12 protein-coding genes, 1 tRNA gene and 1 other RNA gene are annotated in these 17,795 nt (G+C 70.4%); 7 read left to right on the plus strand and 7 right to left on the minus strand.

Features of this window, described 5'->3' with window-relative positions; all coding sequences use genetic code 11:
- Nucleotides 1-28: 28 nt before the first annotated feature.
- The 4 genes from ABZ477_RS04670 to pta all read right to left on the minus strand — a co-directional run bounded on the left by ABZ477_RS04670 (nucleotide 29) and on the right by pta (nucleotide 6,932).
- Entirely contained in the window at nucleotides 29-2,542 is a 2,514-nt protein-coding gene (locus tag ABZ477_RS04670) for a glycosyl hydrolase family 65 protein (RefSeq protein ID WP_360128608.1), read from the minus strand.
- Nucleotides 2,539-3,270, minus strand: a complete 732-nt coding sequence (locus ABZ477_RS04675) for a beta-phosphoglucomutase family hydrolase (RefSeq protein ID WP_360128611.1) — start codon at nucleotides 3,268-3,270, stop codon at nucleotides 2,539-2,541. Before ABZ477_RS04675 ends, ABZ477_RS04670 begins: the two co-directional genes overlap by 4 nt.
- Before the next feature lie 124 nt (nucleotides 3,271-3,394).
- Nucleotides 3,395-4,624 carry an acetate kinase gene (locus ABZ477_RS04680; RefSeq protein WP_360128614.1) on the minus strand — a complete coding sequence of 410 codons (1,230 nt, stop codon included), beginning with the start codon at nucleotides 4,622-4,624 and terminating at the stop codon, nucleotides 3,395-3,397.
- A gap of 160 nt (nucleotides 4,625-4,784) precedes the next feature.
- Nucleotides 4,785-6,932, minus strand: coding sequence for a phosphate acetyltransferase (gene pta / locus ABZ477_RS04685; protein ID WP_360128617.1), 2,148 nt, complete (start codon nucleotides 6,930-6,932; stop codon nucleotides 4,785-4,787).
- 107 nt (nucleotides 6,933-7,039) lie between these two features.
- Between pta and ABZ477_RS04690 the strand changes: the two genes are divergently transcribed.
- Nucleotides 7,040-7,702: an NUDIX domain-containing protein gene (locus ABZ477_RS04690; RefSeq protein WP_360128620.1), complete on the plus strand. Its 663-nt coding sequence runs from the start codon at nucleotides 7,040-7,042 to the stop codon at nucleotides 7,700-7,702.
- Between the two features lie 50 nt (nucleotides 7,703-7,752).
- On the opposite strand, the gene ffs is transcribed toward ABZ477_RS04690, so the two are convergent.
- The 3 genes from ffs to ABZ477_RS04705 form a co-directional block, all read right to left on the minus strand.
- An RNA gene (ffs, locus tag ABZ477_RS04695) (signal recognition particle sRNA small type) lies at nucleotides 7,753-7,849 on the minus strand.
- 6 nt (nucleotides 7,850-7,855) lie between these two features.
- On the minus strand, nucleotides 7,856-9,502 hold the full coding sequence (locus ABZ477_RS04700) for a DUF5671 domain-containing protein (protein WP_360128623.1): 1,647 nt from the start codon (nucleotides 9,500-9,502) through the stop codon (nucleotides 7,856-7,858).
- The gene (locus ABZ477_RS04705; RefSeq protein ID WP_360128626.1) at nucleotides 9,502-10,065 is read right to left on the minus strand and encodes a hypothetical protein; all 564 of its coding nucleotides are present in this window, start codon (nucleotides 10,063-10,065) and stop codon (nucleotides 9,502-9,504) included. Before ABZ477_RS04705 ends, ABZ477_RS04700 begins: the two co-directional genes overlap by 1 nt.
- A gap of 202 nt (nucleotides 10,066-10,267) precedes the next feature.
- Between ABZ477_RS04705 and ABZ477_RS04710 the strand changes: the two genes are divergently transcribed.
- The 6 genes from ABZ477_RS04710 to ABZ477_RS04735 all read left to right on the plus strand — a co-directional run bounded on the left by ABZ477_RS04710 (nucleotide 10,268) and on the right by ABZ477_RS04735 (nucleotide 17,687).
- On the plus strand, nucleotides 10,268-11,272 hold the full coding sequence (locus ABZ477_RS04710; protein ID WP_360128629.1) for a MoxR family ATPase: 1,005 nt from the start codon (nucleotides 10,268-10,270) through the stop codon (nucleotides 11,270-11,272).
- A gap of 46 nt (nucleotides 11,273-11,318) precedes the next feature.
- Nucleotides 11,319-12,566 (plus strand): DUF58 domain-containing protein, encoded by a 1,248-nt coding sequence (locus ABZ477_RS04715; protein WP_360128632.1) that lies wholly within the window; start codon nucleotides 11,319-11,321, stop codon nucleotides 12,564-12,566.
- Nucleotides 12,553-14,907 carry a DUF3488 and transglutaminase-like domain-containing protein gene (locus tag ABZ477_RS04720; protein ID WP_360128635.1) on the plus strand — a complete coding sequence of 785 codons (2,355 nt, stop codon included), beginning with the start codon at nucleotides 12,553-12,555 and terminating at the stop codon, nucleotides 14,905-14,907. Before ABZ477_RS04715 ends, ABZ477_RS04720 begins: the two co-directional genes overlap by 14 nt.
- A 74-nt stretch (nucleotides 14,908-14,981) precedes the next feature.
- Nucleotides 14,982-15,069: transfer RNA gene (locus ABZ477_RS04725), tRNA-Ser, on the plus strand.
- Between the two features lie 249 nt (nucleotides 15,070-15,318).
- On the plus strand, nucleotides 15,319-16,623 hold the full coding sequence (locus ABZ477_RS04730; protein ID WP_360128638.1) for a Fic family protein: 1,305 nt from the start codon (nucleotides 15,319-15,321) through the stop codon (nucleotides 16,621-16,623).
- Nucleotides 16,624-17,231: 608 nt separating this feature from the next.
- On the plus strand, nucleotides 17,232-17,687 hold the full coding sequence (locus ABZ477_RS04735) for a hypothetical protein (RefSeq protein WP_360128641.1): 456 nt from the start codon (nucleotides 17,232-17,234) through the stop codon (nucleotides 17,685-17,687).
- The last annotated feature ends 108 nt before the right edge of the window (nucleotides 17,688-17,795 follow it).

Below are 17,795 nucleotides of genomic sequence, written 5' to 3' on the forward strand. Positions count from 1 at the left end.
CTGCACATCGCATCACGGTCGGCCCCGATCACGCGTCGACGGGCTCATCCGACAGCTGCCCGTCGCCGATGATGGGGATCGCCGACGTGACGGCGGGGACGGATGCCGACAGCAGCGTGCCGTCCTCGCGACGGACGTCCTCGAGCTGGCGGATCGTGGGCCGCCCCGGGATGACGGGGCCCTGGTCGGCGAGCGGCACGGAGACCGTGTCGCCGGGGGCGACGACGAACGCGTCTCCGCGGACGCCGAACTCCACCGGCCGGTCGCCCTTCGCCGACACCCGCAGCTCGCTGCGCGTGATCTCGATGTCGAGGTGCGTACCGTGCCACTGCAGCGCGAACGCGAGCTCGTCCCACGCGGCCGGGAGCCGAGGGTCGAACGTCAGCTTGCCGAAGTGGTCGCGCATGCCGCCGAAGCCCGACGTGAGCGCCGTCCACACGCCGCCTGCCGAGGCCACGTGCACGCCGTCGGCCGCATTGTGGTGCAGGTCGCCGAGGTCCACGAACGCCGACTGCAGGAAGTACTCCAGCGCGAGGTCCTGGTACCCCACCTCGGCTGCGAGGATCGCCTGCACGACGGACGACAGCGTCGAGTCGCCCGTCGTCAGCGGGTCGTAGTACTCGAAGTCGGCGAGCTTCTCGTCGGCCGTGAAGTGGTTGCCCTGCAGGAAGAGCGCGAGCACGACATCCGCCTGCTTGAGCACCTGGTACCGGTAGATGACGAGCGGGTGGAAGTGCAGCAGGAGCGGCCTCTTGTCGGCCGGCGTGTGCTCGAGGTCCCAGATCTCGCGCTCGAGGAAGACAGCATCCTGCGGATGGATGCCGAGGGCCGCGCTGTACGGGATGTGCATCGCCTCCGCGGCCCGCTCCCACGCCTCGGGCTCTTCCGGATCCAGCGCGAGGCGGTCCACCATCATGCGGTACGCCTCTGGGTCGTCGTCGGCCATGAGCCGCGCGACCCGTGCCGCGAACCGCAGGTTGAAGCGCGCCATGACGTTGGTGAAGAGGTTGTCGTTGACGACCGTCGTGTACTCGTCCGGGCCCGTCACGCCGTGGATGTGGAACGACTCCACCTCGTCGTCGCTCGTGCGCCAGAAGCCCAGTGTGGTCCAGAGGCGCGCCGTCTCGACGGCGATGTCGATGCCTTCGCGATAGAGGAACTCGACGTCGCCCGTCGCCCTGACGTACTTCGCGAGCGCGAAGCTGACGTCGGCGTTGATGTGGTACTGCGCCGTGCCCGCCGCGTAGTAGGCGGAGGCCTCCTCGCCGTTGATCGTCCGCCACGGGAAGAGCGCGCCTGCCTCGTTCAGCTGGAAGGCGCGGCGCCGCGCGGCGGGCAGCATGAGGTACCGCATGCGCAGCGCGTTCTTCGCCCACTGCGGCGTCGTGTACATGAGGAACGGCAGGACGTAGATCTCGGTGTCCCAGAAGTAGTGCCCGCTGTAGCCGGAGCCGGACACGCCCTTGGCGGGCACGCCCTGGCCGTCGGCGCGGCTCGCGGCCTGCGCGAGCTGGAAGAGGCACCAGCGCGTCGCCTGCTGGAGGGCGTCATGGCCGGCGATGCGCACGTCCGAGCGCTCCCAGAAGCCGTCGAGCCACAGCCGCTGCTGACGGAACAGCGCGTCGACCCCGACCATGAGCGCACGGTCGAGCGTGCGTCGGCAGCGGTCGACGAGCTCGCGCGCGGGCACGCCGCGCGACGTGTGGTAGCTCACGAGCTTCGTCACGCGGATCGGCACGCCCGCCTTGGCCTGCACGCGGAAGACGTTCTTCGCGATGTCGGCCTCGATGAGGCGCCGCGCCGAGTACTCGTTGGCCGTCTCGATGACGTGGTCGGCGACGACCCCGAGAGTCATCCCCGACTCGGTGACGCGATACGACAGGGCCGAGCGCAGCTCGTCCTGCCAGTACTCCTGCGGCTGCAGGACGCGCTCCTGGAACTTCTCCGTCTTGCGCGGGTCGAATCCGGCCTTCCTCGACGGCAGCGGCGAGCCGCCGTAGACGTCCTCGCCGTCCTGCCGGTTGATGAGCTGGCAGTTGATCGTGACAGGGGCGTCGGCGTTGAGCACCGTGACGTCGACGCGCATGATCGCGAGGTGCTTCTCCTCGAACGACACCATCCGCTCGAAGTCGATCCGCACCTCCTTGCCCGAGGGTGTGGCCCACGTGAGGCCGCGGCGCAGGACGCCATCGCGCATGTCGAGCGTGCGCTCGTAGTCGCGCACATCCGCCACGTCGAACGACAGCGGCTCGTCGTCGACGTACACGCGCATGATCTTGGCGTCGGGCGCGTTGATGATCGTCTGCCCGACTTCGGCGAAGCCGTACGCCTGCTCGGCGTGGCGGATGGGGAACGTCTCGTGGAAGCCGTTGATGAAGGTGCCGTGCTCGTGCGCATGGCGTCCTTCGGGCATGTTGCCGCGGAGGCCGAGGTAGCCGTTGCCGACGGCGAAGAGCGTCTCGGTCACTCCGGCTTCGGAGAGCGCGAACTCCTTCTCGACGAGCCGCCAGGGGTCGACGGGGAACCGGTCGCGATCGATCATGAGACGAGCTCCTCCAGGTCCTCGACGACGATGTGAGCGCCGGCAGCGCGCAGGGCCTCCGCGCCGACCCCGCGGTCGACGCCCACGACGAGGCCGAAGCCTCCCGCGACGGCGGACTTCACGCCGCTCAAGGCGTCCTCCACTGCGACGGCACGGGCGGGCTCGACCTCCAGCATCCGCGCAGCCTCGACGAAGACATCCGGTGCGGGCTTGGAGGCGAGGTGGTCGCGTTCGGCGATGACGCCGTCCATCACGACCGGGAAGCGTTCGCGGATGCCGGCGACCTGCAGCACTTCTTCGGCGTTCTTCGAGCTCGACACGACGGCGACGGGCGTGCCGGCGGCGGCGAGCGCGTCCAGGAGCGCGATCGAGCCCGGATACGGGTCGATGCCGTCGCTGCGCAGCACGCGCGAGAAGACGAGGTTCTTGCGGTTGCCGATCCCGCACACGGTGTCGGTCTGGGGCTCGTCGGCGGGCGTGCCCCATGGCACCTCGACGTCGCGGCTGTGCAGCAGGCTCGCCACGCCGTCGTACCGCTTCTTGCCGTCCAGGTACTCGAAGTAGTCGCGCTCCGAGTACGCGGGTTCTATGCCCCACGCGGCGAACAGCTCCTCGAACATCGTCTGCCACGCATGCATGTGCACTTCGGCGGTCGGCGTCAGGACGCCGTCCAGGTCGAACAGCACGGCGTCGTAGCCGGTCAGATCGGGCAGAGCGTCAACGGGCACAGAACCTCCTCGCGAGGGCCTCGGGTCGTCGGACAGGCGGCTCGTATCGCGCCGTCCTGCAAGCGTAGTCCGCCGCCTCCGAGAGCCGAAGGGCGCACGCGTTACGGATGCGTGACGGCCTGGCTCACGCTCCGGCGACGCTCAGAGTCTGGCGCGCGATCTCGAGCTCCTCGTTCGTGGGGACGACGAGGACCGTCACGCGGGACGCATCCGTCGAGATGATCCGGATGCCGCGTCCCCGCGCCTCGTTGCGCTCGGGGTCGATCTCGATCCCCGCGAAGCCGAGGGACTCCAGCGCTCCGGCCCGGACGAGCGACGAGTTCTCGCCGACGCCCGCCGTGAACGAGATGACGTCGGCGCCGCCGAGCTCGGCGAGGTAGGCGCCCGCGTAGGAGCGCAGCCGGTGCAGGTAGACCTCGAAGGCCAGGGTGGCCGCGGCATCCCCCCTCTCGAGTCCCTGCTCGATGTCACGCATGTCGGAGACGCCCGCGAGCCCCAGGATGCCGCTGCGCTTGTTGAGGAGCGTGTCGAGGTCATCGATCGACAGGCCCGCGCGACGCGCGAGGTGGAACAGCACGGCCGGATCGATGTCACCCGAGCGCGTGCCCATGACGAGCCCCTCGAGGGGCGTCATGCCCATCGAGGTGTCGACGGAGCGTCCGCCGTCGATCGCGGTGACGGATGCCCCGTTCCCGAGGTGGAAGACGATCTGCTTGAGCTCGCCCAGTGGCCGGCCGAGGAAGGCCGCCGCGGCCTCCGAGACGAACTTGTGCGACGTGCCGTGGAAGCCGTAGCGGCGGATGCGGTGCGCCTCGGCGAGCTCGCGATCGATCGCGTACGTGTAGGCCGCGGGCGGCAGCGTCTGGTGGAACGCCGTGTCGAAGATCGCGACGTGCGGGAGGTCGGGGAAGTCCGCCTTGGCGGCCTTGATCCCCTGCAGCGCGCCGGGATTGTGCAGGGGCGCGAGGACGGACAGCTCGTCGATGTTGATCTCGACGAGGGGCGTGATGAGGGTCGGCTCGAAGAAGCGCGCGCCGCCGTGCACGACGCGATGCCCCACCGCGACCGGCGGCCGCTGTTCGAGCGACGGACCGTGCTCGGCGAAGGCGTCGAGCATGACCCGGAAGCCCGCCGTGTGGTCGGGGATCGGCAGCTCCCGCGTGTACTTCGCATCGCGGACGGCAGGGGCGGGCACGCCCTCCTCCGCCGAGAAGAACACGGTGTGGCGGGACTCCCCGACGGCCTCGCCGATCCGCTCCACGAGCCCGGAGGCGAGGACGGCCTCGGCATCCATGTCGATCAGCTGGTATTTGAACGAGGACGAACCGCTGTTGACGACCAGCACGACGCTCATGCCGCGAACCCCTTCTCTCCGTGTCCGAGACTCAGCCGCTCACGTCTCTCCGGTCGTTGAGCGAGGAGCGAAGCGACGAGACGAAACGCCCGAGCACTCGGCAACTCGTCGGTCCCCTGCGTTTCGTCTCGCTTCGCTCGCTCAACGACCGGGATCGCGCTCATGCCGTTGCTCCCCCGCCCTGGGCCTGGATCGCCGTGATGGCGATCGTGTTGATGATGTCGTCCACGAGCGCGCCGCGGGACAGGTCGTTGATCGGCTTGTTGAGGCCCTGCAGGACGGGCCCGATCGCCACTGCGCCGGCGGAGCGCTGCACCGCCTTGTAGGTGTTGTTGCCCGTGTTCAGATCGGGGAAGACGAAGACCGTCGCGCGGCCTGCGACGGCCGAGTCCGGCATCTTCGCCTTCGCGACGGCGGCGTCGGCCGCCGCGTCGTACTGGATGGGGCCCTCGACGAGCAGCTCGGGCGCGCGCTCCCGCACGAGCGACGTGGCCTCGCGGACCTTGTCGACATCGGCGCCCGACCCTGACTCCCCCGTCGAGTACGACAGCATCGCGACACGCGGCTCGATGCCGAACTGCGTGGCCGTGGCCGCTGACGACACCGCGATGTCGGCGAGCTGCGTCGCCGTGGGATCCGGGATGACGGCGCAGTCGCCGTAGACGAGGACGCGGTCGGCGAGCGCCATGAGGAAGACGCTCGACACCACCGAGACCCCCGGCTTGGTCTTGATGATCTCGAAGGACGGACGGATCGTGTGCGCCGTCGTGTGCGCCGCACCCGACACCATGCCGTCCGCGAGCCCCAGGTGGACCATGAGCGTGCCGAAGTACGACACGTCCGTGACCGTGTCGGCGGCCTGCGAGTAGGTGACCCCCTTGTGCCCCCGCAGGCGCTCGTACTCGCGCGCGAACTTGTCGACGTGGACGGCGTCGAAGGGGCTCAGGATGTTCGCGGCCTTGAGGTCGAGGCCCAGCTCGAGGGCGCGGCTGCGCACCTCGATCTCCTCGCCGAGGATCGTGAGGTCCGCGATGCCGCGCGCCAGCACGCTCGCTGCGGCGCGCAGGATGCGGTCGTCGTCGCCCTCCGGAAGCACGATGTGCTTGCGGTCGGCGCGGGCGCGCTCCATGAGCGCGTACTCGAACATGAGGGGCGTCACGACCGTCGACCGCGCCAGGCCCAGCGACCGGACGAGGGCCTCCGTGTCCACGTTGTTCTCGAAGAGCGCGAGGGCCGTGTCGTAGCGCCGCTGCGAATCGGCGGCCAGGCGGCCCCGCGTCCCCATGACCCGCACGATCACGTCGTACGTGCCGAGGTCGGTCGCGACGATCGGGAGAGTGGGCCCGAGGCCGTCGATGAGCCGGTCGATGTCGTCCGGCAGCGGGAACGGGCCGTTCAGGACGATCCCCGAGACGGAGGGGAACGTGCCGGACCGCTGTGCGAGGAGGGCCGCGAGCAGCACCTCGACGCGGTCGGCCGGGATGATCAGGAGCGCGTTGTCGACGAGGCGCGGCAGCACGTTGACGAGCGACATGCCGGCGATGACGACCTCGAGCACTTCGCGGTGCAGCAGCTCCGCGTCGCCCTTGACGAGCGTGCCGCCCACGCTGCGCATGGCGTCGCGGACGGACGGCGCCACGAGGAAGCGGTCCTCCGGCAGCGCCCATACGCCGACGGACCCGTCGGCCGTCGCCCGCTCGGGCGCGTGCGCGGAATCCACGACCTCGCGGACCGCCGCGACCGTCTCGGACAGGCTGTCAGGATCTGCGCGGTTGACGACGACGGCGAACAGGCCCGCGCGGCCGTGCGCGAGCTCGGCCAGCGACAGTGCGGCCACCTGCCCGATCTCGGCGGGCGTGCGGGGGGCCGACGTGCCGAGCTGCTCGCCCTGGCCAGGGCGGCCGTTGAGCACGAGGAGCACGGGAGCGCCCAGGTTCGCCGCGACGCGCGCGTTGTAGCCGAGCTCCGTCGGGCTGCCCACATCGGTGTAGTCGCTGCCGACGATGACGACGGCGTCGCACTGGGATTCGACGGCCTTGTAGCGCTGGACGATCGTCGCGAGGGCGGCATCCGGATCGTGCCGGACGTCGTCGTAGCTCACTCCCACGCACAGCTCGTAGTCGAGATCGACGCCGTCGTGGTCGAGCAGCATCTCGAGCACGTAGTCGCGCTCGACGGTCGACCGCGCGATGGGCCGGAAGACCCCGACGCGCGGCGTCGCATGACTCAATGCGTCCAGCACGCCCAGCGCGATCGTGGACTTGCCCGAGTGACCTTCTGCCGACGTGATGAAGATGCTCTGCGCCACATCGGCCAGCCTATGGGCGGCCGGGATGCTGCGGCCAGGCCGCTTCCCGTGGGAAATACGCCGTCGAGACAAAAGGTGCGGACGGGGCGGTCGGTAGGCTCGCGGCCATGTCCCCGACTCCCGGCATCGACGTTCCCGACCATCGCGGCCGCACTGGCCTGGACCGGACGGGACGCGATCTGTCGCGCAATCCCGACGTGCGGGTGACGGATGTCGAGGTGCTCGCGTCGGCGTGGCACGTGCTGCGGCGCACGACGCTCGAGTACCGCGACGCGTCGGGCGAGTGGTCCACGCAGCAGCGCGAGACCTACGATCGCGGAAACGGCGCGACGGTGCTGCTCTACGACGGCGGCCGGCGGACCGTGCTGCTGACACGGCAGTTCCGCTACCCCGTCTACGTCAACGACCACCCGGACGGGATGCTGGTGGAGACGGCCGCGGGGCTCCTCGACGACGACGACCCCGAGACGGCGATCCGGCGCGAGGCGCAGGAGGAGACGGGCGTCGACATCGGCGACATCGAGCACGTCTTCGACGTCTACATGAGCCCGGGCTCGGTCACGGAGCGCCTGCACTTCTTCGCGGCGCCGTACGAGGCCTCCGCCCGCCTCCAGGATCGCGGCGGGCTCGTTCACGAAGGCGAGGACATCGAACTCGTCGAGCTCGACATCGACGAGGCGCTCGCGTGGATCCGCGACGGGCGCATCCAGGACGCGAAGACGATCATGCTGCTGCAGTGGGCGGTGCTGGACGGCCCGTTCCGGCGCTGATCTCGCGGCCGGCGGCAACGCTGCCGCCGGCATCCGACATGCCCCGCACAAAGTAAGACTCTCCGCGAACCCGGCAGAGCCTGGTTACCCTTGCTACGTTTCCGTCCTGGGGGAGTTGGCCTGGATGCCGCCTCGCGGAGAGCTTCCGACAGTCTACCCGCTCGCGGCGGACGCTCGCGCCGCACCCTCCTCCAAGGGAACGGCGCGCACTCCCCCGCCCGCCTCGCCGAGGACGAGGAGCCGCGGAGCCGCGAGCCCGCGGATGGCCTCGAGGGCGGCGGGCAGGTGGAGGTCGCCGAGCTCGGCCGTGCGGTCGTCGCCGGCCGCGGACCACACCGACACGGGGGCTCCGGTCGCCGCGCGGATCCCCCGCACGAGCTCGTCCGCCCCCGATTCCGCGACGAGGATGACACGACCCACCGCGGGGACGGATACTGCCGGTCGCGCGATCGCCCGGTCACGGCGCCAGAGAGCGAAGTGGTAGCCGAACACGACGGCGGTCGCGGCCAGGAGGCCGAAGGGCGCGCGGATGCGCTCGACGAGTCCGTCGGTGCCGCCTGAACCGAGTGCGAACTCGAACACGCGGAAGCCGATGATCAGCAGCGAGACGATCGCGACGATGGCGCTCGCCCCGAAGATCGTCACGAGGTACACGCGGCGAGCGCGGTCGGCCGCCTCGTCGGCCGTGGTCGCGCGCGTCGGCTGCCACGCGAGCCACCAGGCAGGCACCCCGATGATCATGGCGCTCAGGCCGCCGAGCAGGATCGTGCGCGGGTCGTCCTCGACGAGGTTCGCGGAGAGAGACGCGAGCAGCGCGTTGACCACCACGCCGAAGCCGCTCGCCGCCCCGATGAGAGCGACGGCCGAGACGACGAGCCGGGCGCCGCGCCGGACTGCTTCCGAGCGCCATACGACGACCTGCGAGTGATACGCCCACACGATCCCGCCGATGAGGGCGGCTGCGAGCCAGACATCGAGCGACGCGGTCACCTCGGCGAACGGGTCGTCGTCGAACAGCAGACGCAGGACGACGAAGAGGGTCGCACCTGCGCCGAAGAGAGCCGTCGCCGCCGCGGCGCCGACGACGATGACGAGCGCGACGGGAGCGAACGCTCCCGGGGCCGTTCTGCCGCGCTCCGCGGACCAGTGCCACCACCACACGACGGCGCCGATGACCGCCCACACGAGGGCCTGCAGGGCGGCGAGGTACCACGGCTGCGATGCGACGAGCAGGAGTCCCGCCTGCGCGAGCGCGGCTCGGATGAGCGCCGCGAGCGCCGCGATCGAGCCGATCGTCGCGACGGCCAGGCCGAAGACGGCGCCGAGCGTGACGGGGACGAACGGCAGGCGCAGGGGCGCGGTGACGGCGCTGCGGCGCATGGAGCGGTGCCACACCCACACGCCGGCCCACACGACGCCCGACGCGAAGGCGCCGGCATCCCACCGCCCGTCGATGCCGGCGGCCGCGGCGATCGCGAGACCGGAGGTCGCGGCGATGAGCACGTTCGTCGACATGAGCGCGACGTACAGCGCCCAGACGAGCGACGACCGCTCCTGCGGATCGGCGAACCGGCGGCGCTGCCACCACCACAGCAGACCCGCCAGGGGCGCCGCGATGACGGTGAACGCGAGCGACAGCGCGAGTCCCGTGCTGTCGTCGTCGACGAGGGTGCTGCCGGCATCAAGCGCCCGCTCGAGGAGTCCCGCGAGCCCGATGCCGGCGATGATGACGAGCGCGTAGAGGATAGCGTAGACGAGGATGCGGCGAACCGCTGTCTGCGCCCGCCCCGCGCCGGCCATCAGCGGGGCTCCGTCTGCAGGCAGATCACGAACTCCCACGGCGTCGTGGAGATCCGCCAGTCGCCGCCGACCTTCGAGAGCTCGAAGACGCCCTCGTTCTCGTACTCGCTCGGGCCGAAGGGCCCGTCGCCGTACACGGTCGCGATCAGCACCTCGACGCGCGTGCGGTCCTCGTCACCGGTGGTCTTGACGAGCGTCACGCGCATGTCCTGCGTGCCGGTCGACTGGTGCTCGCAGTCGTCCGCGATCACAGGGAGCAGATACGTCAGCGCCGTCTCGTCGTCGCCGTCCACGACCGCCTGCGAGTAGCGCTGCACGACCCCCTCGGGCGTGCTCTCGTCGTACGCCGTCGGGCCGCTTCGTGCGAAGACGGCGACGAGGGCGACGATGATCACGAGCACCACGATCCCGATGAGCACGAACATGGTCGTCCGGGACCGGCGGGCCTGCCGAGCGGCGCCCGCGTCGGGCTCACTCACGGGCGGAACCGCGGGCGGCACGGGCTCGACGGCATCCGGTGTCTGCGGGTCGGGATGCTGTCCATCGGGCGTCGGATCGCTCATACGCACATCATGGCGGCGTATCCGCCTGCGGCCGGGGATTTCGCGGTCGGCCGCGCCACCTGTCGCGTCCTGGGGCGGGCCGGCCTGCCAGCGATCTCCCAGGCCCCGTGAACTGCGAGCGCGGCTACGATCGTTACCATCCTGATACCACCGTGCTCGACGGTGGGATGGACGGATCTCGAGCGCACCAAAGGAGGTCGCAGTGACCGAGACGGCCACGACGGCGGAACGGGTCGAGATCGACGCCGACGCCTTCGCACAGACGACCGACCAGATCCTGGCTTCGGTCGGGAGCGTCATCGACGGCAAGCCCGACGCCGTGCGGTCCTCGCTCGTGTGCCTGCTCGCCGAGGGTCATCTGCTCATCGAGGACGTGCCGGGCGTCGGCAAGACGATGCTCGCGCGCGCGCTCGCGGCATCCGTCGACGCGACGGTCCGCCGCATCCAGTTCACGCCCGACCTGCTGCCGGGCGACGTCACCGGCGTGAGCGTCTTCAACCCCGTCGAGCGGGAGTTCGAATTCAAGCCGGGCGCGATCTTCGCGAACATCGTGATCGCCGACGAGATCAACCGCTCGTCCCCGAAGACGCAGTCGGCGCTCCTCGAGGCGATGGAGGAGCACAACGTCACCGTCGACGGGCGCTCGCATCCGCTGCCCGACCCCTTCCTAGTCGTCGCGACGCAGAACCCGCTCGAGATGGAGGGCACGTACGCCCTGCCCGAGGCGCAGCGGGATCGCTTCATGATGCGCATCTCGATGGGCTACCCCGACCCGCGGTCGGAGGCGCTCATGCTGCGGCAGCGCGACACGGTCAATCCGCTCGAGGCCATCCGCGCCGTCGTCTCGGCCGAAGTGGTCTCGGACCTCGTCACGTGGGCGCGGGCCGTGCACGTCGCCCCGACGATCGAGGACTACGCTGTGGCGCTCGCCCAGGCGACCCGCGGGCACTCCGACCTGCGTCTCGGGGCGAGCCCCCGCGCGACGCTCCAGCTCGTCCGCGCCGCGAAGGTCTGGGCCGCCCTCGACGGCCGCGAGTTCGTCATCCCGGACGACATCACGGCGCTGCTGGTGCCCGTGTTCGCCCACCGTCTCATCCCGACGCGCTCCGCCGGCGGCTCCCGCGCCCGCTCCGGAACCGACGTCGTCACCTCGATCCTCGAGCGCATCGCGCAGAGCGTGCGCGTCCCGATAGCCGCTCGAGCCTGAACCCGGAAGCCGCCGCCGTGCACACCCGAAGCGCCGCGAGGTCGTCGTGAAGAGACTGTGGCCTCTCACGGCACGTGGAACGGGGGCGCTCGCCCTCGCGATCGGCTGCTTCGTGCTCGCGAACGAGCTCGGCGTCGTCGAGCTGATGTACTTCGGGATGCTGCTGCTCGCCGTCCTCGCCGCCGGCTGGGTCTCGCTGCACCTCGTACGCCGCACGGATCGCGTGACCCGCTCGCTCTCGCCCGACGTCGGCACCGTCGGCCGCCCGTCGACCGTCGTCGCGCGGGTCGGCGTCCGCTCCCCCTTCGCGACGGCGCCGGGCACGTGGGAGGACGGCCTCCCCAAGGGCGTCTCCGGCATCGCCCGCGGATCCTTCCCCGCCATCGGCTCGGGCTTCATCGGCACCGAGAAGATCGTCGAGCTCGAATACACGATCACGAGTGCGCGCCGGGGCGTGCACTCGCTCGGGCCCCTCACGGTCACCTCGACCGATCCCTTCCTGCTCACCCGCCGGCGCACGGTCTTCAGCGACCACGCCAAGATCACGATCGCACCCGCGGTCATCGAGCTGTCGCCGCTGACGAACCTCCTCGGCGACGCGGGCGGGACGCTGCACTCGCACACGAACCACCTCGGCCAGGGCGCCGACAACCTCGTCGCGCGCCCCTACGTCCCGGGCGACTCCATGCGTCGCATCCACTGGCGCGCCTCCGCGCACCGCGGCGACCTCATGGTCCGCCAGGAGGAGCAGGAGTCCACACCGGATGCTGTCGTCGTCCTCGATCGCGGAGTGCTCCGCTTCACCGGCGATGCGATGTCGGCGACGGGCGCCGATCCGGGATTCGAGGCGGCCGTGTCCGTCGCGATCTCCGTCATCACCCGGCTCGTGCACGACGGCTACGCCGTGGACGTCATCGACTCCGACGGCACTCCCCTCGCCGACCGCATCGACGGCAACGACATGACCGCCGTCGAGGATGTCCGCACGCGCTTCGCGATGCTGACGGCCCGCCGCGACGACTCTCTGCAGCGACTGCCGAAGCTCTTCCACGGTGTCGTGACGGGCCCGGTCGTCCTCGTCGTCGGGCGCCTGGATCGAGCGGATGCCGAGGCCCTCGGTCCGATCGTCCACCACAGCTCGCTGCCGCTCCTCTTCGCCGTGGCGCCCACGCCGGATGCGCTGGACCGGGCGCACGATGCCGGCTGGCATGCAGCATCCATCGGTCCCGACTCGGATGTCGCGGTCGCGTGGTCGACCGCCGTCGAGAGAGGCGTGAGCCGTGCGTTCCGCTGAGCGGGTGCGTGCCGACGGGGCCGGACAGGCGGCCTCCGGCGAGGGCGCCGCGACGGGCGCCTCGGGACCGGGCCGCCGGGCCGCCGACGAGCGCGAGCTGCGGCGCCCGCCGGATCTCGCGCTGACGATCGGCGTCTTCGTCGCCGTGTTCGCAGCGCTCCTGCCCGTCACGGGCGTCGTCGAGCCGTGGCCGTGGCTGCTGGGGGCGACGTTCCTCACGGGAGTCGTCCTGGCCGTCGGGTACATCGCGCGCCGCTACCGCCTCGCGGCCGTCGCGGTGAGCCTGCTCGAGATCGCCGCCTGGGCGCTGATCCTCACCTTCCTCTTCTTCCGCGACACGGCACTGCTGTGGATCATCCCGACCCCCGAGACGATCCGGTCCGTCCCCGATGCGCTGGCGATCGCCGGCAACGACATCGCCCTCGGAGCGGCACCGCTGACCCCCAGCGCCGAGCTCGCCTTCCTCATCGTCGGCGCGACCGCTCTGCTCGCGATCATCATCGACCACGTCGTCCTGACTGCTCGGATGCCGCTCCTGGCCGCCGTCGGGCTCATCGCCGTATCGCTCATCCCGTCGATCGCCGTTCCGCGGGGCATCAACCTCCCCGCCTTCGTGCTGCTGTCGGCGGCGATCCTCTTCCTCATCCGCGCCGAGACACGCGCGCGCGAGCCGAAGTCCCATCGCGAGGCGTCCCGCTTCTCCGGCGTCCCCGCCACGGCGCTGGGGATCGGCGCCATCGCGGTCGTGGTCGCGCTCGTGGCCTCTCCCCTCCTCCCGCAGCCTGCGATCCAGCCCGGCGCGGGCGGCGTCGGCGCGGGGCCTGGGATCGACGTCACGCTGCAGCTGGGCGACGACCTGCGCCGCCCGCGCGAGACGACGGCGCTCGTGGTCCGTTCGAGCCTCACCTCGGCACCGTACCTCCGGGCCGCGACGCTCTCGCAGTTCGACGGCGCGGTCTGGCAGCCCGACCGCTCGCGCTCCGTGCCGCTGTCGAGCGACTTCGCGCTGAGCGAGGTGGCCGTGAACCCCGACGTGCGCGTGTCCGAGTACACCACCAGCGTCACGGTGCAGGACCTCGTCTCGCCGTGGCTGCCTGTGCCGTTCCCCGCCGTCGGGGTCGACGGCCTACAGGGCGACTGGGAGGCCGTGCCCTACAACCGCACGGTCGTGTCGCGCACCACCTCGACAGCGGGCCAGGACTACGAGGTCGTGACGCACGTGCCGCGGCCCTCGCTCGAGCAGATGCGCGCGGCGACCGCCGGCAGCGTGCAGGCGCGCGACATCACGACGTCCCTGCCGGGCGGCATGCCGCCCATCATCGCCGAGCTGGCCGCGGAGGTGACGGAGGGTGCCGAGAGCGACTACGACGCCCTCGCAATGCTCCAGCGGTGGTTCCGCGGCGGCACGTTCAAGTACTCGCTCGACTCCCCCGTCGAGGAGCGGTTCGACGGCAGCGGCGCGCAGGCGGTCGCACGGTTCCTCGAGGTCCAGGAGGGCTACTGCGTGCACTTCGCCTCAGCCTTCGCCCTCATGGCGCGCACGCTCAACATGCCCTCGCGCATCGTCGTCGGCTATCTCCCGGGAACGCCGACGACGGATGCTGTCGACGGCCAGACCGTCTACACCGTCATGAGCAGCCAGCTGCACGCATGGCCCGAGGTGTACTTCGAAGGCATCGGCTGGATCCCCTTCGAGCCGACCGTGGGCCTCGGCGTCCCGACCACCTTCTCGCCGGCATCGACCCTGGCCGACAACCCCGGGGACGCTCCGGACGTCACACCCGGTCCCACGCCGTCCTCCTCGGCGCCGGTGCGCGACCCGGACCAGAACCTCGAGGACCCGGGCACGACCGAGGCGAGCGGGGCCTCCACGACCGTCAACCCGCTGCCGACCTTCGGCGTCGTGGTCGGCATCCTTCTAGCTCTCGCTATCCCCGCCGTCATCCAGGGGTTCCGGACGCGGCGCCTCCTGAACGCGGCCTCCCGCGGCGACGCCGTCGCCGCCTGGACGGTGGTGCAGGATGCCGCGATCGACCTCGGCATCTCCGCACCCTCCAGCGACTCTCCGCGCGCGCTCGGCCGGCGCCTGATCGATGAGCACGGCGCTCCCCTGGCCGAGACGACGCGACTGGTCAGCGCGATCGAGCGCGCGAGCTACGCGGCTGGCCGCGGTGGGGTCGATCCGGGAATGGCGGATGCTGCGGCCGCCGTCCGCTCGGCGCTCTTCGGGCACGTCTCCTCGGGCCGGCGAGCGCGTGGAGTGCTGATACCGAGGTCGCTCGTCATCCGGCCCGGATCCGTGTACGCGGGCGACGGGACGCGGGTGCGGACCGGCGTCTGAGCGGCCGCCCGGGTGCTCGGTTCTCTCGCGCGGTCCCGAGCAGGTTAGAATGTCCTTCGGCCCTTCGGGGTCGAGGAGGATTCGCCTAGTGGCCTATGGCGCACGCTTGGAAAGCGTGTTGGGTGAAAGCCCTCGGGGGTTCGAATCCCCCATCCTCCGCCAATGTCCTGAGTCGCGACATAGGTCACTCCTGAGTCGAGTGATAGGTCACTTTCGAACAGCCCCTGGCCATCGGCCGGGGGTTGTTTGCGTGTTGCACCAGTGAGTCTCCTCGGCCTCCTGCAATGTGCGGCTTGTGCCTCCCGCGCTCGTTCACATGGCCGGACGCCGAACTCGATCCACCCATCATCAACTTTGTGGGCGCTAAAGTTGATTTGTCCGCGTACTCGCCAACCTTGAGGGAGGCGGATCATGCCGCAGTGGATTGAACGACTCTGGGGTCCTGCCGACGAGGGACAGCTGAGCCGGCGCGATCGGGCGCCCGGCCGATACCTGGCCTACGTGCCGGACGAGCTGGGCGCGACCCTCCCCGTGCTCGGCGCAGAAGCTCAGTCGGCCGCGGAGGACGCGCTGGCCGCATTGGCACGCGCCGACGAGCGGATCGGCGCCCGCGCCGGCTACCTGAACCACCTACTCATCCGGTCGGAGAGCATCTCCTCCTCGTGGATCGAAGGCAACAGGGTCACGCCCAAGCGACTCGCCATCGCCGAAGCTCTGCAGTACGGACCGCGTGTCGCCCTCGATGTCATCGGCAACGTGCGCGCGACCGAGGCCGCGATCGCCGCACTCGCCGACCCTGCACGGCCCATCACGACGGGCGACATCGAACAGCTCCAGCACGTCATCGAACCCTCATTGAAACCGGGTCTGCGCACCAAGCAGAACTGGGTGGGCGGCTCCGGCTGGAGCCCGCTGCGCGCGGAGTTCGTACCGCCACCCGAATCCGAAGTGGCTCGGCTCGTCGACGACCTCGCGACGTTCGTGACCGCCACCTCCGGCAACCCCATCGTCCGCGCAGCCATCGCGCACGCACAGTTCGAGACCATCCACCCCTTCGTCGACGGCAACGGTCGCACCGGCCGCACGCTCATCCACACCGTGCTCCGCCGTACGGACGCGCTGCGCAGCATCCTGATCCCGATCAGCACCGTCTTCGCCGGCGACACCCAGGCCTACATCGCCGGGCTGACCGCCTTCCGCGCCAACCCTCCCCGACTCGAGCAATGGGTCATCGGATTCGCGCAGGCGACGGAGCTGGCCGCCGGCAACGCGGTCCGCCTCGCCGACGACGTCGCCGCACTCGACGCGCGCACCTTCGACGACCTCATCGCCTACCGTCGCGCCCGCGAAGTGGCCCCCGCCGTCCCGCGCCGTGACGCCGTCGTCCTCCGGATCCTCGGCAATCTCGCCACCGAGCCAGTGCTCACCGTCGACCGCGTCGCCAGCCGCCATCACGTGTCCACGACCGCGGCGCACCGGGCGCTGACCGAACTGGCCGACGCCGGCATCCTCGGCCGCACCAAGGATCAGCGCGGCCGCCTGATCTGCTGGACAGCCGACCGCCACCTCGCCCTCGTCGCCCTCACCGAACGCAGCGACGGCGTGGGCGCCGGAGACACCGAAGGTCGCACACCGCGGATCGGCCCCCCAGCCTCCGATCGCAAGCACCTCGGCCAGCTCCGCGCACAACCCGAGCCGAGAAGGCTCAGCCGATAGAGCAGCCTGCGCGCGCGGCACCACACTCACACGGCCGGCAGAGCCCGAGCCTCTCCTACCCGGACTGACAACGAAAAGGCAATGCGCCCAGGCACCCTTCAGTGACACGCCTCGAAGCCTTGTGGAAACTGCGATGCAATGTACACCGGGTCGCAAATGGGGCAGCGAGCGCTCCGGTCTGGACCGGCTCGGTGCCCTCTCGAAGGAACCCGTGAAGATTCATCGGGAGGAAGTTCGCTTGCTCCGAGAGCGCGACGATCTGGTGGCGTGTCTCCGATGTGATGGCCATAGTTGGACGTCGCTGAGCGCGCGAACCACGCTGAGTCGGCAAGCCCTGATGAAGCGGAAGAGCACGACTCCAACGCGCGAATAGCGGACGGCCATCGGGCCCATGTGCGGGCCGGCTAAATGCGAAGGGGTCGCGTCAACGAAGCCGTCGCAAGGGCCGAGGATCGGGGCGAAGGTACCAAGGGCTTATGGCACGAGGAATTGGTCACGGCTCGAGTGGATCCAGCAGTGTCTACCCGCGTGAGTCGACTCGCACGATGGTCGACAGCCACTGCATCGTCTGAGGGGCGTAACGTGGCGGTCAACATTCAGGAGGGATCGTGAAGCGGCGACACGCGAAGCAGCTCATCAGCGAAGACGAGCAGATCGCCCGCTACGCGTACGTCCTGGGAAATGTGCCAGCCGCGATCGCGGACAGAGGGTACGCGGCCGCCTTCCAGCGACTTGCACCGCCACAGCGCGAACACCTCATGATCGGCCTGCGTGAGCAGCTTCCAGCTGACATGCCAGAGACGGCATCCGACGATCCCGAAGCGTTCGCGATACTGATGCGCAATCTCCACGCCCGCCTCGCCATCGTTACCACGGGCGGCGCCGGTGCCCTGGCGGCCGCATTCGTCACAAGCCCGCCGATCGTCGCCTACTTCACGACGGGTGCTGGGTCGGTGGCGATAGACCAGCATCCGCCGTGGTTGCACGAACTTGCCGGACACGAGACGGCCCCGATCGACGCCGGAGGAAACAGAAGCGTCAACGGTCCGCAACGCTGGGTCTGATCGCCGAGCGAGGCGGCACGGGATTGCGCACCGCCGCAGGGCAGCGCAGCGGGCCGCCCGTATGCCGACCCTGCAAGGGGCGTCGTTTCCCGCGACCCGGAACCTGGC

The sequence above is a fragment of the Microbacterium sp. NPDC019599 genome (assembly GCF_040632175.1).
Taxonomy (GTDB): domain Bacteria; phylum Actinomycetota; class Actinomycetes; order Actinomycetales; family Microbacteriaceae; genus Microbacterium.

Bases quoted from the DNA above. Each gene is read 5' to 3' on its own strand.
- ABZ477_RS04700 (WP_360128623.1), bottom strand. From the start codon at position 9,502: ATGGCCGGCGCGGGGCGGGCGCAGACAGCGGTTCGCCGCATCCTCGTC.
- ABZ477_RS04690 (WP_360128620.1), top strand. From the start codon at position 7,040: ATGTCCCCGACTCCCGGCATCGACGTTCCCGACCATCGCGGCCGCACT.
- ABZ477_RS04705 (WP_360128626.1), bottom strand. From the start codon at position 10,065: ATGAGCGATCCGACGCCCGATGGACAGCATCCCGACCCGCAGACACCG.
- ABZ477_RS04680 (WP_360128614.1), bottom strand. From the start codon at position 4,624: ATGAGCGTCGTGCTGGTCGTCAACAGCGGTTCGTCCTCGTTCAAATAC.
- ABZ477_RS04670 (WP_360128608.1), bottom strand. From the start codon at position 2,542: ATGATCGATCGCGACCGGTTCCCCGTCGACCCCTGGCGGCTCGTCGAG.
- ABZ477_RS04730 (WP_360128638.1), top strand. From the start codon at position 15,319: ATGCCGCAGTGGATTGAACGACTCTGGGGTCCTGCCGACGAGGGACAG.